The sequence below is a fragment of the Skermanella mucosa genome, from assembly GCF_016765655.2.
GTDB lineage: Bacteria > Pseudomonadota > Alphaproteobacteria > Azospirillales > Azospirillaceae > Skermanella > Skermanella mucosa.
Genome location: NZ_CP086106.1, coordinates 1,086,616 through 1,111,652 on the forward strand (window position 1 = coordinate 1,086,616; position 25,037 = coordinate 1,111,652).

General features: G+C 67.8%; 21 protein-coding genes and 1 tRNA gene. 7 read left to right on the top strand and 15 right to left on the bottom strand.

The window, feature by feature from the left end; all coding sequences use genetic code 11:
* Positions 1 to 232 precede the first annotated feature (232 nt).
* On the bottom strand, positions 233 to 559 hold the full coding sequence (locus JL100_RS05005) for a hypothetical protein (RefSeq protein ID WP_202682207.1): 327 nt from the start codon (positions 557 to 559) through the stop codon (positions 233 to 235).
* Positions 560 to 758: 199 nt separating this feature from the next.
* Between JL100_RS05005 and JL100_RS05010 the strand changes: the two genes are divergently transcribed.
* Positions 759 to 1,544, top strand: a complete 786-nt coding sequence (locus tag JL100_RS05010; RefSeq protein WP_202682206.1) for a PRC-barrel domain-containing protein — start codon at positions 759 to 761, stop codon at positions 1,542 to 1,544.
* 198 nt (positions 1,545 to 1,742) lie between these two features.
* Here the strand turns inward: JL100_RS05010 and JL100_RS05015 are convergent.
* A tRNA-Val gene (locus JL100_RS05015) sits at positions 1,743 to 1,817 on the bottom strand.
* A gap of 153 nt (positions 1,818 to 1,970) precedes the next feature.
* On the opposite strand from JL100_RS05015, the gene JL100_RS05020 reads away from it, so the two are divergent.
* On the top strand, positions 1,971 to 2,792 hold the full coding sequence (locus tag JL100_RS05020) for a DUF3108 domain-containing protein (protein ID WP_202682205.1): 822 nt from the start codon (positions 1,971 to 1,973) through the stop codon (positions 2,790 to 2,792).
* Between the two features lie 10 nt (positions 2,793 to 2,802).
* Here the strand turns inward: JL100_RS05020 and cydB are convergent, their stop codons facing one another.
* The 3 genes from cydB to gph all read right to left on the bottom strand — a co-directional run bounded on the left by cydB (position 2,803) and on the right by gph (position 6,076).
* Positions 2,803 to 3,813, bottom strand: coding sequence for a cytochrome d ubiquinol oxidase subunit II (cydB, locus tag JL100_RS05025; RefSeq protein ID WP_202682204.1), 1,011 nt, complete (start codon positions 3,811 to 3,813; stop codon positions 2,803 to 2,805).
* Positions 3,814 to 3,818: 5 nt separating this feature from the next.
* Positions 3,819 to 5,225, bottom strand: coding sequence for a cytochrome ubiquinol oxidase subunit I (locus JL100_RS05030; RefSeq protein ID WP_202682203.1), 1,407 nt, complete (start codon positions 5,223 to 5,225; stop codon positions 3,819 to 3,821).
* 176 nt (positions 5,226 to 5,401) lie between these two features.
* Positions 5,402 to 6,076, bottom strand: coding sequence for a phosphoglycolate phosphatase (gene gph, locus JL100_RS05035; RefSeq protein WP_202682202.1), 675 nt, complete (start codon positions 6,074 to 6,076; stop codon positions 5,402 to 5,404).
* A 134-nt stretch (positions 6,077 to 6,210) separates the two neighbouring features.
* Between gph and glmU the strand changes: the two genes are divergently transcribed.
* From glmU to JL100_RS05060, 5 genes are all read left to right on the top strand, one after another.
* The gene (gene glmU, locus JL100_RS05040; RefSeq protein WP_202682201.1) at positions 6,211 to 7,587 is read left to right on the top strand and encodes a bifunctional UDP-N-acetylglucosamine diphosphorylase/glucosamine-1-phosphate N-acetyltransferase GlmU; all 1,377 of its coding nucleotides are present in this window, start codon (positions 6,211 to 6,213) and stop codon (positions 7,585 to 7,587) included.
* Positions 7,588 to 7,661: 74 nt separating this feature from the next.
* Positions 7,662 to 7,988 (top strand): hypothetical protein, encoded by a 327-nt coding sequence (locus JL100_RS05045; RefSeq protein WP_228421075.1) that lies wholly within the window; start codon positions 7,662 to 7,664, stop codon positions 7,986 to 7,988.
* Positions 7,989 to 8,031: 43 nt separating this feature from the next.
* Positions 8,032 to 8,313, top strand: coding sequence for a HepT-like ribonuclease domain-containing protein (locus JL100_RS05050; RefSeq protein ID WP_202682199.1), 282 nt, complete (start codon positions 8,032 to 8,034; stop codon positions 8,311 to 8,313).
* Positions 8,314 to 8,478: 165 nt separating this feature from the next.
* On the top strand, positions 8,479 to 9,969 hold the full coding sequence (gene gabD / locus JL100_RS05055; RefSeq protein WP_456115309.1) for an NADP-dependent succinate-semialdehyde dehydrogenase: 1,491 nt from the start codon (positions 8,479 to 8,481) through the stop codon (positions 9,967 to 9,969).
* A 161-nt stretch (positions 9,970 to 10,130) separates the two neighbouring features.
* Positions 10,131 to 10,571: a DUF4167 domain-containing protein gene (locus JL100_RS05060; RefSeq protein WP_228421076.1), complete on the top strand. Its 441-nt coding sequence runs from the start codon at positions 10,131 to 10,133 to the stop codon at positions 10,569 to 10,571.
* Positions 10,572 to 10,718: 147 nt separating this feature from the next.
* Here the strand turns inward: JL100_RS05060 and JL100_RS05065 are convergent, their stop codons facing one another.
* The 10 genes from JL100_RS05065 to JL100_RS05110 all read right to left on the bottom strand — a co-directional run bounded on the left by JL100_RS05065 (position 10,719) and on the right by JL100_RS05110 (position 25,012).
* Positions 10,719 to 11,819, bottom strand: coding sequence for an OmpA family protein (locus JL100_RS05065; protein ID WP_228421077.1), 1,101 nt, complete (start codon positions 11,817 to 11,819; stop codon positions 10,719 to 10,721).
* Positions 11,820 to 12,023: 204 nt separating this feature from the next.
* On the bottom strand, positions 12,024 to 13,286 hold the full coding sequence (gene mnmC / locus JL100_RS05070; RefSeq protein ID WP_202682196.1) for an FAD-dependent 5-carboxymethylaminomethyl-2-thiouridine(34) oxidoreductase MnmC: 1,263 nt from the start codon (positions 13,284 to 13,286) through the stop codon (positions 12,024 to 12,026).
* On the bottom strand, positions 13,283 to 14,497 hold the full coding sequence (locus JL100_RS05075; RefSeq protein ID WP_228421078.1) for a DUF2478 domain-containing protein: 1,215 nt from the start codon (positions 14,495 to 14,497) through the stop codon (positions 13,283 to 13,285). The genes mnmC and JL100_RS05075 overlap by 4 nt, the downstream gene beginning before the upstream one ends.
* Before the next feature lie 113 nt (positions 14,498 to 14,610).
* Positions 14,611 to 15,465 carry a manganese catalase family protein gene (locus JL100_RS05080; RefSeq protein WP_202682195.1) on the bottom strand — a complete coding sequence of 285 codons (855 nt, stop codon included), beginning with the start codon at positions 15,463 to 15,465 and terminating at the stop codon, positions 14,611 to 14,613.
* A 156-nt stretch (positions 15,466 to 15,621) separates the two neighbouring features.
* Positions 15,622 to 15,912 carry a hypothetical protein gene (locus JL100_RS05085; protein ID WP_202682194.1) on the bottom strand — a complete coding sequence of 97 codons (291 nt, stop codon included), beginning with the start codon at positions 15,910 to 15,912 and terminating at the stop codon, positions 15,622 to 15,624.
* Positions 15,913 to 16,095: 183 nt separating this feature from the next.
* A complete protein-coding gene (locus JL100_RS05090; RefSeq protein ID WP_202682193.1) occupies positions 16,096 to 19,245 on the bottom strand; it encodes an efflux RND transporter permease subunit in 3,150 nt (1,049 codons plus the stop codon).
* Between the two features lie 3 nt (positions 19,246 to 19,248).
* Entirely contained in the window at positions 19,249 to 20,466 is a 1,218-nt protein-coding gene (locus JL100_RS05095; RefSeq protein ID WP_202682192.1) for an efflux RND transporter periplasmic adaptor subunit, read from the bottom strand.
* A gap of 110 nt (positions 20,467 to 20,576) precedes the next feature.
* A complete protein-coding gene (locus JL100_RS05100) occupies positions 20,577 to 21,299 on the bottom strand; it encodes a hypothetical protein (RefSeq protein ID WP_202682191.1) in 723 nt (240 codons plus the stop codon).
* A gap of 56 nt (positions 21,300 to 21,355) precedes the next feature.
* On the bottom strand, positions 21,356 to 22,024 hold the full coding sequence (locus tag JL100_RS05105; protein WP_202682190.1) for a glutathione S-transferase family protein: 669 nt from the start codon (positions 22,022 to 22,024) through the stop codon (positions 21,356 to 21,358).
* Between the two features lie 72 nt (positions 22,025 to 22,096).
* On the bottom strand, positions 22,097 to 25,012 hold the full coding sequence (locus JL100_RS05110; protein ID WP_202682189.1) for a PAS domain S-box protein: 2,916 nt from the start codon (positions 25,010 to 25,012) through the stop codon (positions 22,097 to 22,099).
* Positions 25,013 to 25,037: the final 25 nt, after the last annotated feature.

Genomic DNA, 25,037 nt, shown 5'->3' on the forward strand with positions numbered 1-25,037 from the left:
CGATCATGGGCGTCTTTACCCGCAAGGCCAGCTCATGGCGGCGGATGCGGATGCCGTGGGGGCCAAAGCGGCAAGGAGACGTCATGGATGAGGATCGGGCCGGAAGGTGGGTGGCGACGCCGGGCAAGGAGCCGGCAACCTCCAGCCTGAAGGCAAGGCCGGAAACGATGATGCCGGCCGCTGAGCCGAAGCCATGTCATCCCCGAGCGCGATCCCACGGATCGGGCTTCAGTTAACCTAGATACAGGAGTTTTTCATGCTCAAGTTCATCGGCGGCACCGTAGGCGTCATTTTCCTGATCGGCCTCCTGGTCCTGATCGGGCTTCTCGCCTTGATTTTCTAGCTCGTCGGAATCGGTGGCGGAGGGAGTGCGGCCAAGTTCGATCCTCGTCGCGATCCTGCGTTCCGCAGCCTGATTCAAGGGGCGGCGCGGCCGGTATCCGATCGGACCGGCTCGATTGCTTCCCAATCCGGAACCATGATCGTCCTGACTGCCTGGCTCAGGGCTTGGCCTGAACCCATCGCGCCCTGTCGGCGCGGTGGACAAGGCGATTGCCATCCCATCCAATATAAAAATTTCGGTAATTAAGATAAAGCGGCTTTGCTGCAAAATTATTTATAGGATAAGTTGTGATATTTTTGGGAACCCCTGAAGCAATCTGTTGTTGTTATTCCGAGATCGGGCCTCATATGAAAATGAGCTCGCAGGAAATCCTAGTAATCATAGGATTTTCTCACGTCATCTAATGGAGAGACCGATGAAGAACATTTTGACTGTAACGAGCGCTGTTGCACTGCTCGCGTTTGGAACCCCGGCACTTGCGCAGCAGCAGAACGCCCAGCCGGCTGGTGGCGGCCAGAATTCCACAGCGGGGACTGATGTCCAAGTACAGCAGGCTGCTCCCGAAGTAACCGTCCAGCAGCCCGCACCGGAAGTGACGGTTCAGCGCCCCGCTCCCGAAGTGACCGTCCAACAGCCTGAGCCCAACGTCACCGTCCAGCAGGCCGAGCCGAACGTGAATGTCGAGCAGGCCGAACCGAATGTCACCGTGGAACGGAGCGGCGAGCCGAACGTCAACGTCGTTCGGCCGGATCAGCAGAACGCGCCGGAGGCGCAGGGGCAGGAAGGCTCCCAGGAAGCGGGTGACACCGGCGGTGAGCGGGCGCGGGACGCGGGTGCCGGGACCCCGACGGCAGGCATGACACCCACGACACCGATGGACACCCCGCGGCTGATGGGCGATCAGGTCTCGGGAATGATCGGGACCAACGCCGTCACGGCGAACGATGAGGAGGTCGGCGAGATCGAAAACCTCCTGATCGGCTCCGAAGGCCAGGTGGAGGCGGCGATCGTCGAGTGGGGTGGTTTCCTGGGCATCGGTTCCAAGACCGCCGCTGTTCCCTGGAATGCGCTTCAGTTGAACGAGGCAAGTGATCGTGTGGTCATCGACATGACCCGCGAGGAAATGGAAGCGCTGCCAGCCTACAACGGCGACCCGGCGTCGGTCGCCGGCATCGATGCCGAAGCGAAGCCGGTACAGTAAACCGGGACGAGCAAAGCAGGGCTGGAATTCCCGATACTCCACGGGGCTTTCGGCGGACGGGGGCGGGCGTCTTGCAAGGCGCCCGCCCCCTGGCGTGTCGTCGTGCGGTCCCTCTGCCTTCCCGTGGCCTGCCGGACATGGAAAGGGGCAACGCGAACGGCGCCGGAATCCTGTTACATTCGAGATATTTGAAGAGGATGGTGGGCGCGACAGGGATTGAACCTGTGACCCCTCCCGTGTGAAGGGAGTGCTCTCCCGCTGAGCTACGCGCCCGCCTGTGCGGCGGAGGCCCTATTTATTGGGGTCGCGGGATGATGTCAAGCGCCGGAAGTGTCTTCCGCAAAATTGCGGGGACCGAATTTGCAGGGACGATGCCGCGCCCTACATGGGTTGTCCAGGTTCGATCCACGGAAGGGCTCGGGTGCCATGCCGACATCAATGCGATCCATCCCTGCCGTCATGCTGGTCGGCGGAGCCGTGGCAGCCCTGGTGCCGGCGGTCCTGATCTCGACCGCAATGGCGGCCGAGAAGGTCCGTCTCGGCTACGCGATCTATGCCGGCGGTTTCGAAGTCCTCCAGGCCTCCATCCTGCTGGATGTCGGGCGCGACGATTACGAGGTCGAGGTCAGCGCCGAGACCCAGGGGCTGATCGGTACCTTCTTTCCCTGGCAAAACCTGTCGCGCTCCGTCGGCCTCATGCGGGACGGAGAGGCGGCACCGCGCTCGCACCGGCAGAGCGGAACCTGGCGAGGACGGGAGCGGGCCGTCAGCCTGGACTATGACGACACCGGCCGCGTCGTCGCGGATGTCCGGCCGCCGGACGATCCGGCCGAGCGGGACCCCGTGCCGCCGGAGATGGTGCCCGGAACCACCGATCCCCTGTCGGCCGTGCTCTCCGTGGCGACCGGCGTCGCCGCCGGGCGCGGCTGCACCGGGACCGTCCAGGTGTTCGACGGCCGTCGCCGCTATGACCTGAGTTTCCGGACGGTCGGGAACCGCCAGCTCGCCCCCAACCGCTACTCAGTGTTCAGCGGTCCCGCCGTCCATTGCGAGGTCACCTCGAAGGTGCTGGCCGGCCGGTGGAAGCAGGAAGGCGTGGTGACCGAACAGGAGAAACGGGCGCCCGTCGCGCTGATGCTGGCGCCAGTAGTCGAAGGATTGCCGCCGGTCCCGGTCAGGCTGGAGGGCGAGAGCCGGTTCGGCGACGTCATCATGCATCTCATTTCGGCCGACGCTGTCGCCCAGTGATATCAGCGCCTCAATGGTACCCGGCGTCCTCGCCGATCTTGCCGCGGAAGACGTAGTAGGAATAGATCGTGTAGACAACGATCGTCGGGATCAGGAACGCCATGCCGACCAGCAGGAACTCCTGGGTCTCCGGCGGCGAGGCGGCGTCCCAGATGCTGATGTTGGGCGGGATCACGTTCGGCCACAGGCTGACGGCCAGCCCGGCGAAGGACAGGATGAACAGGCCCATGGACAGGGCGAACGGCTGGACCTCGTTCCGCTTGTTGATCGCCCGCCAGTACAGCAGCGCCAGGGCCGCGGTCAGGATCGGCACCGGCGACAGATAGAGGATGTTCGGCCAGGAGAACCAGCGGTCCGCGATGGTCTGGTTGGCCAGCGGCGTCCAGACGCTGACCAGCGCGATGAACCCGATCACGGCGAGGAACAGCGGCTTGGACAGCTTGTACGCCCATTCCTGCAGCGAGCCTTCCGTCCGCCAGATCAGCCAGGTGCAGCCGAGCAGCGCGTATCCCGCCACCAGCGCCATGCCGGTCAGCAAGCTGAAGATCGAGAACCAGTCGAAATTGCCGCCGACATAGGCGCGGTTCTCGACGTCGAATCCCTGGATGAAGGCGCCCAGCGCCATGCCCTGCACGAAGGTGGCGATCAGCGATCCGAAATGGAAGCTGGCGTCCCACAGGTAGCGGCTGCTCTTCGCCTTGAAGCGGAACTCGAACGCGACGCCGCGGAAGATCAGGGCGATCAGCATGGCCAGCAGCGGCAGGTACAGCGCCGGCAGGATCACCGCATAGGCCAGGGGGAACGCCGCGAAAAGCCCCGCGCCGCCCAGGATCAGCCACGTCTCGTTGAAGTCCCAGACCGGGGCTACCGTGTTCATCATCACGTCGCGGTCGGTGTCGCGCCCGGCGAAGGGGAACAGGATGCCCAGCCCCAGGTCGAAGCCGTCCATCAGGACGTACATGATGATCGCGAAGGCGACGATGCCGGTCCAGATCAGGGTAAGGTCCTGCCACCATTCCATGTCGTTCACTCCGCCGGTTCGATGCGTTCGTCAGGCACGGACATCGGCCGCTTCGGGCGTCCGGCCTCCTGGCGTGCCTGATGGGTGGTCTCCTCCCGGTGCGGCTGCGGGCCGAGCTGCAGCAGGCGCAGGATGTAATAGGTCCCCGCCGTGAAGATCAGCGCGTAGGTCACCAGGAAGGTCAGCAGCGACGTCAGCGCTGCGCCGGTGGTCAGCGACGGCGTCACGCCGTCGGCGGTCCGCACCAGCCCCTGGACCATCCAGGGCTGCCGCCCGATCTCCGTGGTGAACCAGCCGGCGAGGATCGCCACGAAGCCGGCCGGGGTCATGGCGACGCAGATCCAGTGGAACCAGGACGAGTCGTACAGCCGCCGGCGCCAGCTCAGGAAGACGAAGCCGATCGCCACGAACAGCATCAGGAAGCCGATGCCGACCATGATCCGGAAGGTCCAGAACACGATCGGCATGTAGGGCCGGTCCTCGGGCGCGAATTCCTTCAGCCCCGGCACCTCGCCTTCCAGCTCGTGGGTCAGGATCAGGCTCGACAGATAGGGGATGCCGATCTCGTAGTGGTTCTCCTCGGCCTCCATGTCGGGCCAGGCGAACAGGATCAGCGGCGCGCCCTCGCCGCCCTCCCAATGGCCCTCCATGGCCGCGATCTTGGCCGGCTGCACCTCCATGGTCTTCAGGCCGTGCAGGTCGCCCAGCAGGATCTGCAGCGGTGCCAGGATAGCGATCAGGCCGAGCGACATGCCGAAGCTGATCCGGGTGTATTCCGCGAAGCGGCCCTTCAGGATGTACCAGGCGCTGATCCCGGCGATCACGAACGATGTGGTCAGGAACGCGGCCGTCACCATGTGGGCGAGGCGGTACGGGAAGGACGGGTTGAACACCACCTCCCACCAGCTCGTCACGAAGAACCGGCCGTCGCGGATCTCGAACCCGGCCGGGGTGTGCAGCCAGCTGTTCGACGACAGGATCCAGAAGGACGAGATGATGGTGCCGATCGCGACCATGCTGGCCGCGAAGAAGTGCATGCCGCGCGGCACCTTGCTGCGGCCGAACAGCAGGATGCCGAGGAAGGCCGCCTCCAGGAAGAAGGCGGTGACCACCTCGTACTGGATCAGAGGTCCCAGCACGTTGCCGGTGATGTCCGACCAGCGGCTCCAGTTGGTGCCGAACTGGTAGGACATCACGATGCCCGACACCACGCCCATGCCGAAAGAGATCGCGAAGATCTTGGTCCAGAATTCGGACAGCCGGCGGTAAACGTCGCGTCCAGTCTTCAGCCACAAGCCTTCTAGCACCATGATCCAATTGGCAAGGCCGATGGTGAAGGCGGGAAAAAGGATATGAAAAGATATGGTGAAAGCAAATTGAATGCGCGACAACATCAACGGATCGATGTCCATTGTCCGCTCCCGTCCTTTGTCCTACAGGCTCCGGAACAGGAATTTTCTGTTCCCGGTTCCGGCACGACGAAGTTTGGAGCTTTGCCGCGCATTAACCAGTGCGACGACTTGGCATCCCTCTTTCGGAGCATCAATGGGTTCGGGGCCGATATGTTGCCGGGACTGTGCCTGCGAAATCAGCGATCAGCTAATCCGTCCAGTACGGCGGGCAACTCCGTGAAATGGTCGATGATGGCGTCGGCGCCCATCTCTTCCGTGGGGACGTGGGGATAGCCGTAGCTGACCGCCACCACCGGGATGCCGGCCCCCCGGGCCGCGGCGACGTCGTTGTGGTTGTCGCCGACCATGACGGCGGCGCCGCCGGTCACGCCGAGCCGGTCCATGATCCAGGTGACGTGGCCGCCGTCGGGCTTGCGCACCGGCAGCGTGTCGCCCCCGGCCACCGATCCGAAGTAGCGGCCGAGGTCGAGTTGGACCAGCACTTCGCGGGTGACGCGTTCCGGCTTGTTGGTGCAGAGCCCGAGCTTCAGCCCGCGCTCCAGCAGCAGGTCCAGCGTCTCCGGCACGCCGGGAAAGATCGAGTCCGGCGAGGCGGGCTGCTTCTCGTAGAACTCCAGGAAGTCGGCGTAGATCTGGGGTGTCCTGTCCGGGTCGAGGCTGGTCCCGGTCGCCTCGAAGACGCGGCGCAGCAGGATCGGGGCGCCGTCGCCGACCATGACGCGGATCTGCTCCACGGTGACCGGGGGGCGTTCGTACTTGTCCAGCAGCTTGTTGACCGCGGCCGTGATGTCGGTCGCGCTGTCGATCAGGGTGCCGTCCAGGTCGAAGATCACGGCTTGTAGTCGAGGCATGCGGCGGTTCCCCAGTTTCCTTCGGTGATTGTCGTTCCCGGCCGGTCGCCCATCGAGGGCTTTGGCGGAGGCCGGAGGTGTGGCACAAGGAGGTACGACCCTCCCGTGAACGCGGATCAGACGATAACAGCACCATGACATCGACGCACCATACCCAAACCCGCCGTCCGCTCGCCTGCATCATTCTCGCGGCGGGCAAGGGCACCCGCATGAAGTCGGACCTGCCCAAAGTGCTGCACAAGGTGGCGGGCCGCTCCATGGTCGGCCACGTGGTCGCGGCGGCCTCGGCCCTGGAGCCCGAACGGATCACCGTCGTGGTCGGGCCGGGGATGGAGGACGTCGCGGCCGAGGTGGCGCCCCACGCCACTGTCGTCCAGGAACGCCAGCTCGGCACCGCAGACGCCGTCATGGCCGCCCGGCCGCTGGTCGAGGGGTTCGAGGGGGACGTGCTGGTCGTCTACGGCGACACCCCGCTGGTGACGCCCGCGACGCTCTCGCGGATGATCGAGGCGCGCAACGCTTCCGGCGATCCCGCGGTCGTCGTCCTGGGCATGCGGCCGGACGATCCGGGCGCCTACGGCCGGCTGATCCAGGGGGCCGACGGTGGCCTGGACGCGATCGTCGAATATCTCGACGCGACGGAGCCGCAACGGGCGGTGACCCTGTGCAATGCCGGGCTGATGGCGTTCGACGGGCGGCGCCTGTTCGCCCTGCTGGACGCCATCGGCAACGACAACGCCAAGGGGGAGTTCTACCTGACCGACGCGGTCGCCGTCGCGCGCGCCGCGGGGCACGCCTGCCGGGTCGTCGAGGCCTCGGCCGAAGAGGTGGTCGGCGTCAACTCCCGCGCCGAGCTTGCCGCCGTCGAACGGCTGATGCAGGGCCGCCTGCGGTCGGCCGCCATGGCCGGGGGCGCCACGCTGGCGGATCCGGAGACGGTCTATTTCAGCCATGACACCCGGCTGGGGCGCGACGTGACGGTCGGGCAGAACGTCGTGTTCGGTCCCGGCGTCGAGATCGGCGACCGGGTCGAGATCCGTCCGTTCTGCCACCTGGAGGAGGTCCGCGTGGCGGACGGCGCCCTGATCGGCCCCTATGCCCGGCTGCGCCCGGGAGCCGACATCGGACCCGACGTCCATATCGGCAATTTCGTCGAGGTCAAGAACGCCCGCATCGACAAGGGCGCCAAGGTCAACCACCTGACCTATATCGGCGACGCCAGCGTGGGCGCCAAGGCCAACATCGGGGCGGGCACGATCACCTGCAACTATGACGGTTTCTTCAAGAGCCGCACCGAGATCGGCGCCGGCGCCTTCATCGGCTCCAACTCGGCGCTGGTCGCCCCGGTGACCATCGGGGCCGGCGCCATCGTCGGCGCCGGCAGCGTGATCACCCGCGACGTTCCGGCCGACGCGCTGACGGTGGAGCGGTCCAAGCAGAGCGTCCACGAAGGCTGGGCGGCGGGCTTCCGAACCCGCAGGGCGGCGGAGAAGGCGGCGAAGCCGAAGTAGGGAAGGGGGCGGGCCCGCGCTGGAATGTGAGCGCCGAGAAGCCTATAGTATCCCCGATGCAACGGGGACGGACCATGGGCTATCTGGCGCTCGACCGATACAGGAACATCGAGGCGGACCTGTCGGCCTTCTGCGACCGCTGGAAGGTGGCCGAACTCGCCCTGCTCGACCTTCCCGAGCAGGAGCGCTCGGACCCGGACGCCGAACTGGACGTGCTGGTCACCATGCGGCCGGATGCGGAATGGACCTTGTTCGACCGGGTGACGATGCAGGACGAGCTTTCCAGGATTTTCGGTCGCAGGTCGCATTTCTACAGCTGGACGGGATTGGTCGAGTTCGGCAATCGAGAACGGACGCGGATGTTCCGCGATGCGGCGCACAGCCTCTATGTCGCCCTCTGACCGTGCCGCCCTGGGTCATATCCGGGATGCCTGCACGTTGATCATGAGCTTCGCCGCTTCCGTCGGAGGTCAGGATTTGTTGGAGGACCGCCGGTCGATCTCGGCGATCGCTTACCAATTGATCATCATCGGAGAGGCGACGAAGCGTTTGTCCAGGGACTTCCGGGATCGGCACGGAGCGGTCAACTGGCGGTCGATCGCCGGGACTCGCGACGTGCTGGTCCACGACTTCCAGAATCTGGACGTCGTGGTTCTATGGCGCACCGCCACACGGCATGTGCCGATGCTGGCGCTTGCCGTCTCCAGGATACTCGACCCTCTCTGAACTGGATACCGCTACCTTGGGGGCTGTTTGTCGGCAGCCGAAACCGAGATCGGATTTGAACTGACCTCACGGCTCCTTTGAGAGGTTAACGCCGTATCCGGCTCAACGCGCCACCATATATGAACTGATCCATCAAGAAACATCGAATCACCAAGGAGACCACCGATGAGCGTCATGACTGAAACCGCGGCAACGCTCGGCCTCAAGGATCCCGGACTGCTGCGCGGCCAGTGCTATATCGACGGTCAGTGGATCGATGCCGACAGCGGCAAGACCATCGACGTCACCAATCCCGCGGATGGCAGGAAGCTCGGCACCGTTCCCGCCATGGGCACGGCCGAGACGCGGCGCGCGATCGAGGCGGCCGGCCGGGCTTATCCCGCGTGGCGCGCCAAGACCGCCAAGGAACGCTCGAAGATCTTGCGCGCCTGGTTCGACCTGATGATGGCGAACCAGGAGGACCTGGCCCGGATCATGACTGCGGAGCAGGGCAAGCCGATCGCCGAGTCGCGAGGCGAGGTCGCCTATGCCGCCTCCTTCATCGAGTGGTTCGCCGAGGAGGCGAAGCGGGTCTACGGCGACACAATCCCGCCGCACCTGGCCGGCCGCCGGCTCGTGGTGACCAAGGAGCCGGTCGGCGTCTGCGCCGCCATCACGCCGTGGAACTTCCCGGCCGCCATGATCACCCGCAAGGCCGGCCCCGCGCTGGCGGTCGGCGCCCCGATCGTGATCAAGCCGGCCACGGCCACGCCTTTTTCAGCCTTCGCCATGGCCGTTCTGGCCGAGCGTGCGGGGGTGCCGGCCGGCATCCTGAGCGTGCTGACCGGTTCCGCCAAGGAGATCGGCGGCGAGATGACGACCAACCCGATCGTGCGGAAGCTGACCTTCACCGGCTCGACCGAGATCGGCAAGCAGCTGATGTCCCAGTGCGCCGGCACGGTCAAGAAGGTGTCGCTGGAGCTGGGCGGCAACGCGCCTTTCATCGTGTTCGACGACGCCGACCTGGACGAGGCGGTCAAGGGCGCCATCGCGTCCAAGTACCGCAACACCGGGCAGACCTGCGTCTGCGCCAACCGCCTGCTGGTGCAGAACGGCATCTACGACGCCTTCGCCGCCAAGCTGGCCGAGGCGGTCAAGGCGTTGAAGGTAGCCGATGGGATGACCGAGGGCGCCCAGCAGGGCCCGCTGATCGACATGGCGGCGATCGAGAAGGTCGAGGACCATATCCGTGACGCGCTGTCCAAGGGCGCCCGGATCGTCGTCGGCGGCGAGCGCCACCCCCTCGGCGGCACCTTCTTCCAGCCGACCGTCCTGGCCGACGTCACCACCGAGATGAAGGTGACCCGCGAGGAGACCTTCGGGCCGGTGGCGCCGCTGTTCCGCTTCGACACGGAGGAGGAGGCGGTGAAGATGGCGAACGACACCGAGTACGGGCTGGCGGCCTACTTCTACAGCCGCGACGTCGGCCGGATCTGGCGGGTCGCCGACGGGCTGGAATACGGCATCGTCGGCATCAACGAGGGCATCATCTCGACCGAGGTGGCGCCGTTCGGCGGCATGAAGGAGAGCGGTATCGGCCGCGAGGGCTCCAAGTACGGCATGGAGGAATACCTGGAGGTCAAATATCTCTGCATGGGCGGCATCGATAACGCCTGATCCCGGCATCTTCCGCGGGGCCGCGGACCGATTTCGTGGCCCCGGAGCGACAGCCAGGCGGCGTTCCTGGGTCGGACCGCACGATTTTGCATGACCGGGCACCCTGTTCCGGTCTATTCCAAAAGGTTAGAACCTGTCGCGGTGAGGCGCATGCATGATCCATGCGCCACCATCGCGGGACGGTCCCAACAAAGGACGCAAAAGTGCCGCCGCCTAGACATAATCGCCCCTCTTTCCGAAGCCAGAACCGTGCCCCCGGCCTTGATGGCGGCAGCCCAGAACGGGTTCGCGGCGACGCCATGACGAAGCACGCGCGCTATCTGGACCTGGCGCAGGACGCCAAGGCCGCGGGAGACGAAATCACCGCCCAGGGCCATCTGCAATACGCCGAACACTGGTACCGCACCGCCATGGCCGACCGCCGGCCGCCGGAGCCGATCGAGGACGTGGCGGGTGACGACGGCCAGCCTCCGGTCGATCCGGGTCCCGGCGGGCAAGGGCCGAACGGCCCGGGCGGGCCGGGCAACATGGACCGGAAGCCGCGCCGACGCGGCCAGCGCACCGGCCCCCTGCGCCGCCGGCCGCCGCCTCCGGAGGGTTGAGAGGCTTCGCGATCGCTCCAGCCGCTTCGGAACGGGAGCCCGCTGTTCCGGGCGGGCTCCGCCGGAGGGCCTTCGCCGCAAGCCGCTGACGGAGCGCCGACGGTTCTCGACCGCTACGCTGCGGGACCGTGACGGCCTGAGCCGATGTCAGGGGATGCCGTCGACCGCGACCAGGATGCCGACGCAGCGGTTGAGCGGTTCGGAGATGCCGTCGCTCGTCGGCATCGGCATCTTGGTCTCGCCCATGCCGACGGTTTCAATCAGATCGGCCGGAACGCCGGCCCGCTCCAGAAGGCTGGCGACCGATCCGGCGCGCGCCAAGGCAAGCTCCTGGTTGAAGGCCGTCGGGCCGACCGTGTCGGTGTAGCCGACGACCTTGATCGACCGGACCCGCAAGTCCGAGATGAAGCGGCTGGCCGTCAGGGTCTTGCGCTCGCCGCCGGGGGTCAGGGTGGCGCTTCCCGGATTGAAATGGACTTCCTGGATCTTGAACAGCATCTGGCTCAGGTCCGGATGGGTGCCGGCGCGCGCCTGCGTCGGCACCACGGAGGGGTCGGACGGCAGTCGCTCGGCCGGTGCCATGGCGACGACCTGCCGGACCGGGGCGTCGGCCGCCGCCTCTCCCGTCGGGGGCTTGCGTCCGGGCGGGCGGGCGGGTTCCTGCGGCCGGGCTGCCACGGCCCGCTCGGGCTTGCGCGGCGGTACCGCCGCCGCGGTTTCCGGCGCCGGCCGGCCGGCGCCCGGCTTGGTCGGGGGCACCTTCGCCGCCGGGGCGCTTTCCGAAGGCGGCGAAGCCGCAAGGGGCTCCGCGGGCGGGGCGGCCTCGGGCTGCGGTTCCTGTATGGGATCCGGGACGGGAGTTGCTTCGGGCGGGGACTCGGAACCGGGCTCCGGCTCGGCAAGGGTGGCCTGCGCCTCCTCGCCGTCATCGGATTCCAGGGGCGGGATCGACTCTCCGCCGGCGGCGGGCTCGTCGCCCGTGCGTCCCTCGAAGGGGGGCGGCTGCTCGCCCGCTGCCGGCCCGGCATCCGGTTCCGCCGCGACTTCCGGCTCGGTGGCATCCGGTTCCGCCTCGACGTCCGGCCCGGTGGCGTCCGGTACCGGCTCCGCAGCTGCGGCTACCGGTTCCTGCGGTGGACTTGTCGGTTGGTTCTCCGTGATCGAGTCCTGCGGTGCGGCGGAGCTTTCTTGCTTTTCCGGCTCCCCGTCGCACGCCGCCAAGGCAAAGGTGAGTACAAGACCAATCAAGCAGGCGTTACGCTGCTTCCTCCACGAATTCATTGTCAGGCCCCGTTCCCCGAAATTCTGCGGACGGACCGTAGCCAGCGGACTCGTTGTTTCGCCTGTGGCAATTCGCGGACGCAGGCGCCTTATCGCCACACTGTGTCGCCATACGCACAGTTCTTCTATGCTGTTCTCGACGGATGCCTCTAGATAATCCTTTTGCGTGGATTATAACTTGCGCCTTTTGAGCTCGCGAACCAGGAAGCGCGCCGGATGGAGTGCAGCCATAAGGCCGCTTGCGGCATCGGGGTCGACCGGCCAGGGGCCTCCGCATATCTGCGCCGCCAGCAGGTCGGCCGCAAAGGGGGCGGTGACCAGCCCGCGCGCCCCGAGTCCCGCCATGACCCAGAGGCCGGGGTGACAGACCGCGGCGGCGAAGCTCCGCTCCGGCCGTCCGTGTCTCAGCCCGGCGAAATCCTCGACGAAACGGTCGCGGTCCACGACCGGCCCCACCAGCGGAAGATGGTCGGCGGTCATGGCCCGCAGCGAGGCACGGCCCATGGGCGTGCCCGCACCCTCGAACAGGCCGGGGAACAGGCTTTCGGCCTCCGCGAGATTGCGGGTGTCGTCGGTGGCTTCCGGCTCCTGCGCCGCCGCCGGGACCTGATCCTCGACCGTGTCGAAGGTCGCTCCGATCAGGTGCCGGCCCTCGCGCGCCGGCAGGAGATAGCCGCCGTGGCTGATCACGCAGCGCAGGGACGCGCTGCGCCGGGTGGCTTGCACGACGGTGACCTGACCCCGGCGCGGCGACAGGGACAGCCAGGCGGATTGCGAAAACGCCCGGGCATCCAGGCCGTTCGCCAGCACCACCGCCTCGGCCGGCTCCAGGGCGGTGCCGTCGGCACCGGCCGCGTGCCAGAGGAATCCGTCATGGACGAGTTCCGCGATCCCGGTGTTCAGCCGGACCGCGGCCGTTCCGTCGAGCAGCGCGCGGGCGAAGGAGGCCGGGTCGACCCAGCCGGCCTCCGGAAACCACAACGCCCTGTGCCGGATCGGGATGCCGGCAAGCTCGCCCGCCTCGTCGGGGCCGACCGCGCGTACCATCTCCGGGGGCAGGACCGGCGTCCGCAGCGCCGCTTCGTGGCGTTCGGCCTGCCGGTCGTCCGTGGCGAGTCGAAGCACCCCGCAGGCCGAGCGCGCGACCGCCGGTCCCAGCCGGGCCAAGGTGCGAAGCCCGTGCAGATAGGCTTCCGCATGGAAGGTGCGTTCCGGCGAACGGCCCGCCACCAATCGGGGCATGTGGATGCCGGCCGGGTTGCCCGACGCCTCGGCGGCGATCCGGCCGCGCCGTTCCGCCAAGGTGACCCGCCATCCCCGCCGCGCCAGCGCCGCGGCCGCCGCCGCGCCGGCGATGCCGCCTCCCACCACCAGCGCCCGGCCCGGCGCCGATGCGGGGGGCGGAGGCGTAAACCAGGGGGGAACGCCCGTCATTCCGGGCGGCGCAGGGCGACCTGTCGGCCGAAGGTCCGGAAACCGCGCGGCGTGGCGCCTTCGGCAAGGCTGCGGATCATGCCGTCGGGGTCGTCCACGACGAAACCCGCCAGGATCTCGACGCCGTAGTTGAACAGCCGGGGTGTCAGCGGCGTGCCCGGCCCGGCAAGGGCCACCCGCGACCCGCGGGCGAGGTCGAGCAGACGGGGCAGGGACCGGTTCGCCAGCGTCGATGCGGTGATGACCGCCGCGGCGCAGCCGGGCAGCAGGAAGTCCGCGGCGGCCGCGGGATACTCCCCGGCAGCGGGCTGGGCGTCGATCACCAGCGCGCGGGGCATCCGGCGGGCGATGTCGGGGAAGGCACCGACGCAGACGACGCGGCCTTCCTCCCCGGCGAAGGCATCCAGACCGTTACCGCCGCCCGCTTCGAGGTCGGGCCGGTTGTAGTGGGCGTTCAGCGCGGCCAAACCCACCGCCGCCTCGAACAGGTCGGTCGACTGCACCAGCCCGGCGAGGTCGCGCAAGCCCCGCTCGGCATAAGCTTCGAGCGGCCGTCCCGCCTGGTCGGCCCCGCGCGGCAGCCGTGCCAGGCCGCAGGCGTTCGGCCCCTCGACCAGCAGCCAGTGGGCGCTGCGGACGATGCGGCCGACCGGCCCGTCGTGCACGCCGAGCAGGAGATCCTGGTAGAGCCGCTGGCCGCCCCACCATTGCCAGAGCGCCGCCGGATCGGGCCGCAGCAGGTCGCAGTGGCCGCCGCAGAATTCCAGCCACTCGCCGACCAGCCGTCCGGCAACCGAGGTCAGCACCGGCAGCCCTTCGGCCATGGCCCACAGCAATTCGTCGGCGAGGCCGCCGCCGTCCTTCTCAAGGGCGCCGAACTTGTTGACGACGACGAGGTCGGGCTTGCCGTCCAGGGCCGACCGCAGCCGGGATCCCGCCTCGGCGATCCCGGCGGGATCGACCCGGCACGAGGTCGAACCCGCGCCGAGATCCTGGGAGATGCGGATGGCCTCGCCGCTGGCCATGTCGACCAGCTCCATGGCGCACGCGCAGGCATCGCCGGTACCCAGGTTCCGCTGGATCAGGCCGGCGACCTTGAAGCCGCGACGCTGCAGTTCGCCGGCGAAGTCGCCCAGCAGCGTGTCCGTCATGGCCTTCGGGCCATGGATGACGGCACCGGGCCTCAGTGCCGGCATCGTGACTGGCACCATGTCCAACCTCCAGCATGTCATGAACCGCTCCCGGGGGGAGCGGTGCCGGAGTTTAGGTCATGGCGGCGGCGGTGTCACCGGCCGAGCCGGCGCACCGCCCGCGTGCCTGGTCGCTACATCTGTTCCTTCTGGGCTCCCGAAGACGGCCGCGCGGGGCCGAGGACCGGCTCGTCGCCGAGCGGGGCGGCCTGCACCGCGGAGAACTGGCCCTTGCCGTCGAGCGACGGACCCTGGGTATAGCGACCGGCCGGCGGCGGCGTGCCGTCCTTGTCGGTCCCGAAGAAGGCGTAGCTGTACTCCTGCTTCTCCAGGCTCTGGTCGAAGCTGTTCGGGATCGGCAGCGCCGCGGAGCCGCCCAGTTCCTCGATGACCGCAAGCCACTGCTGCTGGTGCATGGTGTCGCGGGCGATCAGGAAACTCAGCATGTCCTTCATGCCGGGATCGTGCGCCGCGTTGTAGAGCCTGACGGCCAGCGTCCGTCCCGTCGCTTCCGCCGTGACGTTGGCGAACATGTCGCCGGCCAGGTTGCCGCTGGCGTAGACGTGGGAACAGTCGAACGGCACCCCGTCGGAATTGCCGGGGAAGGCCGCCAAGCCGGTCGACAGCAGATGCTTGTGGAGCATGCCCTCGACCATGTGGCGCGGGCGTTCGCCGCCCATGACGGCGTTGACCACCGGATTGGACTCGGAGGCGGTCTCCTGTAGGGACAGCGGAGCCGATTCCAGGTTCAGCGCCACCGCGGTCGCCAGCATCTCGATGTGGCCGATCTCCTCGGTCGCGGTGTGCAGGAGCATGTCGCGATACTTGGTGGTCGGGCCGCGTGCTCCCCAGGCCTGGAAGAAGTATTGCAGGCAGACCCTGATTTCGCCCTCGATGCCGCCGATCGCCTGCTGAAGCTGGCGTGCGAACAACGGATCGGGCGTCTCGACGCGGACCGGATACTGAAGCCGCTTGTCGTGATAGTACATGGGAGAACCTCCGTCCTTTTGGGAAGACTTTTCCGGCAACAGGACGGAGGCTCGACCGTCTTAGACAAAATCGCCGCTACCCCCAATGCGTGCGATTTAGTCTCATTCAAGATAAGCTGGTGACGTTGGCTGCTAGATCGGCGGAACGGGCCGGCATCAGCCGGCGCGCAGGCTGTTCGGCGCGGTGTGGATCATCACGTTGCCGACGTCGGCCAGCATTTCCTTCAGGCGGGCCACCATCTTGAGGCCGTCGGTCTCCTTGCCGGCGACGGCGCAGACGACCAGTCGGTCCTGGCCGCTGCCGTCGATCAGGATATGATCGGTGTGATAGACGCCGGCGCTTTGGGCAATCAGCCCGCTGCCCTTCAGGCGGCTGCGCAGTTCCTCGATGGTCAGGGACGTGGGGGTGAGAGTGGCGTGACCGGCGGCGATGTCGGTTCTGCTCATGGCGTGCCTTCTGCTCCGATACTCAGGTATACGGCCCGCGGAAGATCCCGACGCAGCCGGTAATGAGATGATAGTGCATCGCAACAAAACCATGAGCTGAACTTAAGCGGATGCCGATGACCTTTGGCGGGACCCATCCGGACTACGCCGCAATCCCGGGCTTTTTCAGGCCTCCGCGCGCCGTCACTCCGCCGGGGCGGGGGACTCCGGCCGGCGGGGCTGGCCCCGGACGCGGCGGGTCGTCCATTCCCGCATGCTCTGGATCGTGACGTAGAGCATGGGGATGACGAACAATCCCAGGCTCGACGCCGCGATCATGCCGCCGAACACCGCCGTGGAGACGCCGCGCCGGCTCGCCGCCGCCGCGCCGACGGCGGTCACCAGCGGTATCAGGCCGAAAATGAAGGCGAGGCTGGTCATGATGACCGCCCGGAAGCGGAGCCGGGCACCCTCCCGCGCGGCATCCCGGATCGAGGCGCCGGCCTCGCGCTGCTCCTTGGCGAACTCGACGATCAGGATCGCGTTCTTGCTGGCGAGCGCGATCAGGACCACGATGCCGATCTGGGCATAGACGTCGTTCGCCAGCCCCGTCGCCATCAGCGCCAGCATGGCGCCGCACAGCCCGATCGAGACCGACAGCAGGACGGCGATCGGGATGGTCCAGCTCTCGTACAAGGCGACCAGGAACAGATAGGCGAACAGCACGGCCAGCGCCAGGATGATCGGCGTCTGCCCCGCCGCCTCCTGCTCCTGCAGGGAGATTCCCGACCAGGCGAAGGTGAAGCCCGGCGGCAGCGTCCGGTCCGCGACCGACGCCATGGCGGCCAGCCCGTCGCCGGAACTGAACCCCGGCGCCGGCGATCCCTGGATGGCGACGCTGCGGTAGTTGTTGTAACGGTTGATCGCCTGCGGCCCCAGCTGGAACCGGACCGAGGCGAGGCTTCGGAGCGGCACCATGGCCCCGTCGGCGCTCCGGACATGGATGCGCCAGAGATCCTCCACCTGGTCGCGGTCCCTGGCCTCGGCCTGGACGTTGACCTGCCAGGTACGGCCGAACCGGTTGAAGTCGTTGACATAGAAGCCGCCCAGCGTGGTCTGGAGCGCGTTGTAGACGTCGCTGACCTGGACCCCCAGCGCCTGCGCCTTTTCCCGGTCGACCTCGACGAACAGGCGGCGGGTGTCCACCCGGTATGTCGTGAAGACCTGGGCGAGTGCCGGATGCTGGTTGGCCGCGACGACAAGCCCGCCGGCGGCGGCGGCGAGCTGGGCCGGCTCGCCCCCGCTCAGGTCCTGGAGCCGGAAGTCGAATCCCGCGGTATTGCCGAGGCCGGAGATCGGCGGCAGGTTGAAGGCCAGGATCTGGGCGTTGGGCACCGTCGCGGTGCGCTGCCGGATCTGGGCCAGCACGTCGAAGGCGGTGGTTCCCGCCTCGGTGCGCTCCTCGAACGGGTCGAGCAGCACCACCATGAAGGCGGCGTTGCCGGCCTGGAGGCTGTCGAGCAGGCTGAACCCCGCCACCGCGGTGACGCTGCGCACGCCGGGAATGTCGCGGACCAGTGTCTCCACGTCGCGGACCACCACCTGGGTGCGGTTGAGCGCAGCGTTCTGCGGCAGCCGCAGCTCCATGAACAGGGCGCCCTGGTCCTCGTCCGGCAGGAACCCCGCCGGCACGATGGCGGAGAGTCCGAAATAGCCACCGAACGCCACCACGACCGCCACCAGCGACAGGATCGACACCCGGACGAGCCGGTTGACCACGCGGGAATAGCCGTTCCGCACATTGTCGATGCGGTCCTGGATCCAGCCCATGATCCGGCCGTGCTTCTCGTGCGGCTTCAGCAGCAGCGCGCAGAGCGCCGGGCTGAGGGTCAGGGCGTTGACCGCGGACAGCAGCATCGCGACCGAGACGGTCAGCGCGAACTGGGCGTAGAGCGAGCCGGTGATCCCGGGGATGAAGCCCACGGGGATGAAGACGGACAGCAGGACCAGCGTGATCGCGATGATGGCCGGGGTGATCTGGGCCATCGCCTTGCGGGTCGCCTCGGGCGCCGGCAGGTTCTCGTCGCGCATCACGCGCTCGACGTTCTCGACCACGACGATGGCGTCGTCCACCACGATGCCGATCGCCAGCACCATGGCGAACAGGGAGATCGTGTTGGCCGACTGGCCGAACAGCAGCAGGAACGCGAAGGTGCCGATCAGGGCCACCGGCACCGCCAGCATCGGGATGACCGTTGCCCGCCAGTTGCCGAGGAACACGAAGACGACCACCAGCACCAGCACGAAGGCCTCGACCAGGGTGGTGACGACCTCCTCGATCGAGGAGGTCACGAACACGGTCGTGTCGTAGGTCACCTCGTAATGGACGTTCTCGGGGAAGCGCTCCGCAAGCCCGTCCAGCACCCGCAGCACCTCCTGGGCGGTGGTGACGGCGTTGGCGCCCGGCGCCTGATAGATGCCGAGGACGGCCGCCGGCCGGCCGTTGGAGGTGCCGGCGGAGGAGTAGGAGCGGGCCGCCAGTTCGACCCGCGCCACGTCGCTGAGCCGAAGCAGCGATCCGTCCGGGTCGGCCCGGAGGACGATGTTCTCGAACTGGCTGACGTCGGTAAGCCGGCCGGCCGCCTGGAGCGAGAATTCCAGCTGCTGGCCGCTGGGCTGCGGCTGGGCGCCGATCTGGCCGACCGCGGCCTGGACGTTCTGGGACCGGATCGCGGTGACCACGTCGTTGGGCGACAGGCCGAAGCTGGTCAGGCGGTCCGTCTCCAGCCAGACCCGCATGCTGTAGTCGTACTCGCTGAACAGCCGCGCCTCGCCCACGCCGGACACGCGGGAGATCTCGTCCAGCAGGTTGATGCGGGCGTAGTTGTTCAGGAACAGCTCGTCATAGTCCGGCGATTCCGACACCAGGCTGATCAGCTGGAGGAAGGCGGAGGACTGCTGGCGCACCTGCACGCCCTGGCGCGCCACCTCGTCGGGCAGCGACGCCTCGGCGAGGCGCACCCTGTTCTGGACGTTGACCGTGTTGATGTCGGGGTCCGTGCCGGCGGCGAAGGTGACGGTCAGCGTATAGCTGCCGTCGTTGCCGCTGGTCGAACTCATGTAGATCATGTCCTGGACGCCGTTCACCTGGCTCTCGATCGGCTGGGCGATCGTCGCCTCCACCGTTTCGGCGTTGGCGCCGGGATAGAGCGTGGTGACGCTGACCTGGGGCGGCACGATGTCCGGGAACTGGGCGACCGGGATGCGGGTGAGGGCCAGCAGGCCCGCCAGCACGATCACGATGGAGATGACCATCGCCAGACGCGGCCGGTCGATGAAGACGGACGAGAGCATGGATCACGCTCCTTCGTCGGGATCGATCGGGCTGGGATCCACGGGTGCGCCGGGGCGGACCTGCTGGATGCCCTGGATGATTACCCGGTCGCCCTGCTGCAGGCCGGAACGCACGACGACGCGGCCCTGGTCCAGGGTCTCGCCGGTTTCGACCCGCTGGATCCGCACCTTGTTCTCTCCGTCCACGCCCAGCACGAAATTGCCCTGCTGGTCGGCCTGGATCGCCGCCTGGGGTATCGTGATGGCCTGCTCGGGCTCGGCCGGCTGGATCAGGACGCGGACGAACTGGCCGTCGCGCAGCAGGCCCTCGGGGTTAGGCAACTCGGCGCGGACCGGCACCGTGTCGGTCTGCTGGCTGACCGTGATGCCGACGAAATTCACCTTGCCCTGGTATCGGTATTCGCTGCCGTCGGGAAGCAGCACCCGGACGACGAAACTGTCGGGGTTCAGCCCCTGGGCTCCCGCCGCCTGCTGGGCGTCGAGCAGGGTGCGCTGGCTGACCTGGAACAGGACGTAGACGGGATCCTGGGTCACCAGCTCGGCCAAGGCCCCGGACTCCGGGTTGACCAGGTCGCCGACGTCGAACAGGGCCTGTCCGATCCGTCCGGCGATCGGCGACCGGATCTCGGTATAGCCGAGATCGATTTCCGCCTGGCGCAGCGCCGCCCTCGCCTGGAGCACGCCGGCCTCGGCGGTGCGGGCGGCGGCCTGCCGCTCGTCCACCGTGGCTTCGGGGATGTTGTTGCGCTGGACCAGTTCCTGGGCGCGGCGGAGCTGGACGATCGCGTTCTCCTGCTCGGCCTCGGCGCGGGCCAGGTCGGCGCGGCGCTGCTCGACCACCGCCTCGTAGATTTCCGGCTCGATCCGGAACAGCGGCGTTCCCTGTTCGACGGTCTCGCCCTCCCGGAACAGCCGCTCCTCCAGGAAGCCGGTGACCCGCGCCCTCAACTCCACGCGCTGGATCGCCTCGATCCGGCCCACGAAGGTCTCGCCCAAGGTCACGGCCTCGAGCCTGACCTCGACGACGCCGACCGGAACAGGCTGCTGCGGCTGTTGCTGGGCATTCCCCTGTGCCTGGTCGCCGCCCTGGTCGCACGCGGCAAGGAACAGCAGGCCGGCGCCGGCCAGGAAGGGGACGAGGACGTCCCGGACGGCGCCCCGGCGGCGCGGTCCGTCACGTTGGGCGCGCGCATCGGGCGGCGGGGGCGGCAAGGAGATCATCGCCTGGGCTCCATGGGCAGACAGGGGCGCCGCGGTCCCGCGGCGCCCCTCGGCATGGTTCCCAAACGCCTTGGAACCCCTAGTTGTTCAAGCGCGAAAAGACCCTGGCCCTATTCCCGGGGCGCCACCGCCGACAGCACCACGCGGGCCCGGATCACCAGCTTTTCCGACACGTTCATCGGCGAGTCCTCCGGCACTCCGTCGGCCATCGGGGCCGCCATGGCCATGGCCGGCCCCGCCTCCCGCGTCTTGCGGGCGTACGGGACCGGCGCCTCGGCGAAATCGATGTTGCCCATGCGGAAGGAGCGCCCGGGGAAGCTCCGTTCCAGAGCTTCCAGTTCGGCTGCCGCCTTGCCGTAGATCTCCGCCCGGAGGCGAGCCCGGACCGCCTCGGTCTCGGCCAGGGTCGGGGTGAACTCGATCGCCCCGATGCGGAGCTGGAGGCCGGGCCGGCTCGCCTGCCGGGCCTTGTCGGCCAGGCCGCCCAATGCGCTTTCGGGCAGGCGGGCCTCGACCACGGCGCGCCGCCGCTCCAGCCCGGCCTGGTCGGTCGAGCGGTCGAACCGGGTGATCCGCCACTCCGCATCCGGGACCAGCCCGCTCACCGCCTTCAGCAGGTCGTCCCGTTGGCCGCCGGACCCGCTCCCCGCCGCTCCCGCCGCGGCGGCATCGGCGACGATCTCGACGCGCGCGGTGTCGGTCCCGACCCAATCCTCGGCGGTCAGGTCCAGCACCACCTGGTCCATTATGGGGGGGACGATCACCTGGGCCCAGGCCGGGGCGCCCAGCACCAGGGGCAGGCAGACGGCGAGCGGGGTGAGGACGCGCAGCATCGGCTGATGTCTCCGTTCGGTTGGAAGTCGCGGGCCGACGGATGTGATCCGGACGATCAGAAGTCCAGGTCGGCGTAATGGGCTGGAGGCGGATTGCCGGGCAGGCTGTCGGACAGCAGCGGCCGGAAGCTGCGGCGCGACTTGATCCGCGAATACCACAGGCGGGCCTCCGGATGGTCGTCCCACGGCACGTCGCCCAGGTAATCGACCGCGGACAGGTGGGCGCCGGCGGCGATGTCCGCCAGGCTGAAACTGTCGCCGGCCAGCCAGTTCCGCCGCTCCGCCAGATAGGCTATGTAGTCGAGATGGTAGTGGATGTTCTGCAGCCCGGCGCGGATCGCCGGCGCGTGGGGATAGCCCCAGCCGAGATAGCGCTTGATCAGCTTCTCGCCGACCAGGTTCTCGGTCACCTCGTTGTTGAACTTGCCGTCGAACCAGGAGGCCAGCCGGCGGGTTTCCGCCCGTTCGGCCGGCGTGGTCCCGATCAGCGGCTTGTCCGGATAGAATTCGTCGAGGTACTCGCAGATGGCGCCGTGGTCCGCCAGCGCCGTCCCGTCTTCCTCGACCAGCACGGGGACGTCGCCCGCCGGGTTCATCGCCAGGAACTCGGGACGGCGGTCAGATATCTTCTCGACCTGCAGTTCGAAGTCGAGCCCCTTCTCGCCCAGCGCGATACGCACTTTGCGTGAGGACGGTGAGAGCCAGAAGTGATAAAGGGTTCGCATGGGTCGGGCACCATAACGCAAGCGTTCCGCCAAACATAGGGGCCGGTTGGCGGCATATGCCCATTGGAGACATCAGGTGGCGGCGATCAGGCGCGGGTGGATTACCCGAAAGGCCGGCAGGCGTATGGTCACGGTGGTTCCGACTCCCGGCTGGCTCTGCAATTCGAGCGTGCCGCCGTGCAGGTTGACCAGCGAGCGGGTGATGGGCAGGCCGAGGCCGGTCCCCGATTCGCCGGCCATGTAGGCGTTCCGGGTCTGGCCGAACGGCTCCAGCACCTTTTCCATCTGGTCGGCGGCGATGCCGATGCCGGTGTCGCGTACCGTCATGACGATGTCGCCGCTCTGTTCCTCGCGGCCGGTCACCTCGATCTCGCCGCCGCGTTCGGTGAACTTGACCGCGTTGGTCAGCAGGTTGATCAGGATCTGCTTCAGCGCCCGCTCGTCGCCCATGACCGGCGGCAGTCGGTCGATCGCGGTCTTCAGGGTCAGGTCCTTGCGCAGCGCCCGCTCCCGGACCAGCCGGATCACCGGGTCGATGATCCGGGTCAGGTCGACATGCTCCTCTTCCAGCTCGTACCGTCCGGCCTCGATCTTGGACAGGTCGAGGATGTCGTTGATCAGGCTCAGCAGGTGGCGGGCGCTGTCCAGGACGTTGCGGTTGTACTCGGTATAGCGGGGCGACCCGAGCGGTCCGAAATACTCCTGGTCCATGATTTCCGAGAAGCCCAGGATCGCGTTCAGCGGGGTGCGCAGCTCGTGGCTCATGTGGGCCAGGAATTCCGATTTGGCCCGGCTGGCGGCCTCGGCCAATCCCCTCGTCTCCTCCGCCTCGCGCCGCGCCTGGTCGAGCTTCCGGGCCAGCACCGACAGGTCGGCCGCCTGGCGTTCCAGCCGGTCGCGCGCCTGGAAGATCTCCTGCTCGCGGCGCTTCTGCTCGCTGATGTCCAGCAGCACGCCGACCGACATGCGGTGGCCGTCGGCGACATACTCGTCGACCGCCAGGTAGGCCGGGAAGGTGCGTCCGTCGCGGGTGCGCGCCGTGACCTCCCGGGCGACCCCCAGGATCGGCTGGGTTCCGGTGGCGGAGGGGAGCGGCGGGATCAGCGTGTCGATCGTCAGCCCCTTGGCCTCGGCGGCCCTGTAGCCGAACAGATGCTCCGCGGCCGGGTTGAAGAGCTGGATCCTGCCATGCTCGTCATGGACCAGGATGCCGGTCACGGCCACGTCCAGGACGGCGCGCAGCCGTGCCTTGCTGTCCGCCAGGGCGCGCTCGTTCTCGCGCAGTTCCGTGACATCCTGGATGATGCCGAAAAGCCTCGTCGTCTGCTCGCCCTTGGACTGTTCCCCGCCGGCCCGGCTCCGGGTGAATTCCTCGCGGACATGCCGCTCGGTGCCGTCGGGACGGATGATCCGGTACTCGCGCGTGCAGTCCGGCCCGTCCGCAAGGTCCGCGTCGTTGAGGCGCGACCGGTCCTCCGGGTGGATCGACGAGCGCCAGCTCTCCAGGGTCGGCGGCAAATCCGGGTCGCGTCCCCAGATCTCGTAAAGGGTGTCGGACCAGACCACGCCGCCGGTCCCGAGATCGATCGTCCACCAGCCGATCCCGGCGATCCGCTGGGCCTGGCGGAGGCGGCGCTCGCTCTCGCGCAGCCTCTCCTCCTGCCGCTCGCGGTCGGTGACGTCGTTGGCCGCCACCATGAGGAAAAGCTGCCCAGACGCATCGGAGAAGCCGCCGACCGTGATCAGGACGCGGCGGATGCGTCCGTCGGAGTGACGCAGTTTCAGGATCTGCGGCGGCAGCTGGTCGCCGGGATGCCCGAACCGCAGCAGGTCTTGGGCCCGGTTGCGTTCGTCGGGGGGGAATACCTCGATGAAGGGGCGCTGCACCAGCTGCCGCTCGGGAATGCCGCACAGCGTTCCGTAGGCGGCGTTGGCGCGGACCACCCTGCCGTCGGCATCGACCATGCAGAAGCCGGTTCCCGCCGCGTCGTAGGTCGCCGACAGCAGGCCGTGGGCGAGCACCTGCCGGCGGTACTGCCCCAGCATCACGACCACGACCGTCGTGAACCCCGTGAGGACGATGCCGGTGATCAGCGCGTTCTGGACCAGGTCGCGGGTCCAGTCCGCCAGGACGTCGGTCTTCGCCAGTCCGACCGCGACGAACAGCGGCAAAGTCCCGACGCGCTGGTACGCCAGGATCCGATCCATCTCGTCGAAGCAGCATTTGACGTCGACCGATGCGGGCGTCTGGGGCTGCGATTGCCGGATCGTGTCCAGCAGCGACTTGTCGGGCAGCTTCCGGCCGATCAGGTTCTCCCGGAACGGGTGGGAGGTGATGATGGTCCCGTCCTCGTGCATCAGGAACAGGATGCCGTGGGAACCCGCCGCCATCGAATCGAAGAAGCGGCGCGAGATGTCCGGCTTGACCGCCGCCGCCGCCACGCCGGCGAAGGCGCCGTCGCGCGGCCGGCTGATCCGGCGGCTCATCGAGAAATAAAGGTCGGTCCCGCCGCCGTCCATGGACGGGGCGCCGACGAACAGGCTGGGTCCGGAGGTGTCCTTGTGGGCCTGGAAGAAATCGTTCCGGGAGCTGTCCATCGGCTCGACCAGATAGCGGCGGGAGTGGATGCGGACGGTCCCGTTCGGATCGATGATCAGCATGTGCCGGATCTGCGCCAACTCGCTGCCGATGCTGCTGGCCTCCAGCGTCGCCAGATAGTCCCAGTCGCTCCACGAATCGCCCAGGCGGGTGATGTCCAGCTCGCTGAAATGCTCGACCGCGCTGCGCAACGCGATGTCGTTGATCTCGAACATGCGCAAGGTGTGCTCCGTCGCGAGATTGGCCAGCGCGCGCGACTTCTCGGCGGCCTGCATCAACGCGTCGGACCGGGTCGTCCACTCGTTGTAGCCCAGCATCGCTACCACCACGATGAGCAGGAGCGCATAGATCCTCAGGAAGATGGTCGGCGTTACACGCTGTTGGGTCACGGGAATTCCAGGATTGGAGTCGCCG

Excerpts from the sequence above, each read along its gene's own strand:
- JL100_RS05005 (WP_202682207.1), bottom strand. The coding sequence starts at position 559 with ATGGCAATCGCCTTGTCCACCGCGCCGACAGGGCGCGATGGGTTCAGG.
- JL100_RS05010 (WP_202682206.1), top strand. The coding sequence starts at position 759 with ATGAAGAACATTTTGACTGTAACGAGCGCTGTTGCACTGCTCGCGTTT.
- JL100_RS05020 (WP_202682205.1), top strand. The coding sequence starts at position 1,971 with ATGCCGACATCAATGCGATCCATCCCTGCCGTCATGCTGGTCGGCGGA.
- cydB (WP_202682204.1), bottom strand. The coding sequence starts at position 3,813 with ATGGAATGGTGGCAGGACCTTACCCTGATCTGGACCGGCATCGTCGCC.
- JL100_RS05030 (WP_202682203.1), bottom strand. The coding sequence starts at position 5,225 with ATGGACATCGATCCGTTGATGTTGTCGCGCATTCAATTTGCTTTCACC.
- gph (WP_202682202.1), bottom strand. The coding sequence starts at position 6,076 with ATGCCTCGACTACAAGCCGTGATCTTCGACCTGGACGGCACCCTGATC.
- glmU (WP_202682201.1), top strand. The coding sequence starts at position 6,211 with ATGACATCGACGCACCATACCCAAACCCGCCGTCCGCTCGCCTGCATC.
- JL100_RS05045 (WP_228421075.1), top strand. The coding sequence starts at position 7,662 with ATGGGCTATCTGGCGCTCGACCGATACAGGAACATCGAGGCGGACCTG.
- JL100_RS05050 (WP_202682199.1), top strand. The coding sequence starts at position 8,032 with ATGAGCTTCGCCGCTTCCGTCGGAGGTCAGGATTTGTTGGAGGACCGC.
- gabD (WP_456115309.1), top strand. The coding sequence starts at position 8,479 with ATGAGCGTCATGACTGAAACCGCGGCAACGCTCGGCCTCAAGGATCCC.
- JL100_RS05060 (WP_228421076.1), top strand. The coding sequence starts at position 10,131 with ATGCGCCACCATCGCGGGACGGTCCCAACAAAGGACGCAAAAGTGCCG.
- mnmC (WP_202682196.1), bottom strand. The coding sequence starts at position 13,286 with ATGACGGGCGTTCCCCCCTGGTTTACGCCTCCGCCCCCCGCATCGGCG.
- JL100_RS05075 (WP_228421078.1), bottom strand. The coding sequence starts at position 14,497 with ATGGTGCCAGTCACGATGCCGGCACTGAGGCCCGGTGCCGTCATCCAT.
- JL100_RS05080 (WP_202682195.1), bottom strand. The coding sequence starts at position 15,465 with ATGTACTATCACGACAAGCGGCTTCAGTATCCGGTCCGCGTCGAGACG.
- JL100_RS05085 (WP_202682194.1), bottom strand. The coding sequence starts at position 15,912 with ATGAGCAGAACCGACATCGCCGCCGGTCACGCCACTCTCACCCCCACG.
- JL100_RS05090 (WP_202682193.1), bottom strand. The coding sequence starts at position 19,245 with ATGCTCTCGTCCGTCTTCATCGACCGGCCGCGTCTGGCGATGGTCATC.
- JL100_RS05095 (WP_202682192.1), bottom strand. The coding sequence starts at position 20,466 with ATGATCTCCTTGCCGCCCCCGCCGCCCGATGCGCGCGCCCAACGTGAC.
- JL100_RS05100 (WP_202682191.1), bottom strand. The coding sequence starts at position 21,299 with ATGCTGCGCGTCCTCACCCCGCTCGCCGTCTGCCTGCCCCTGGTGCTG.
- JL100_RS05105 (WP_202682190.1), bottom strand. The coding sequence starts at position 22,024 with ATGCGAACCCTTTATCACTTCTGGCTCTCACCGTCCTCACGCAAAGTG.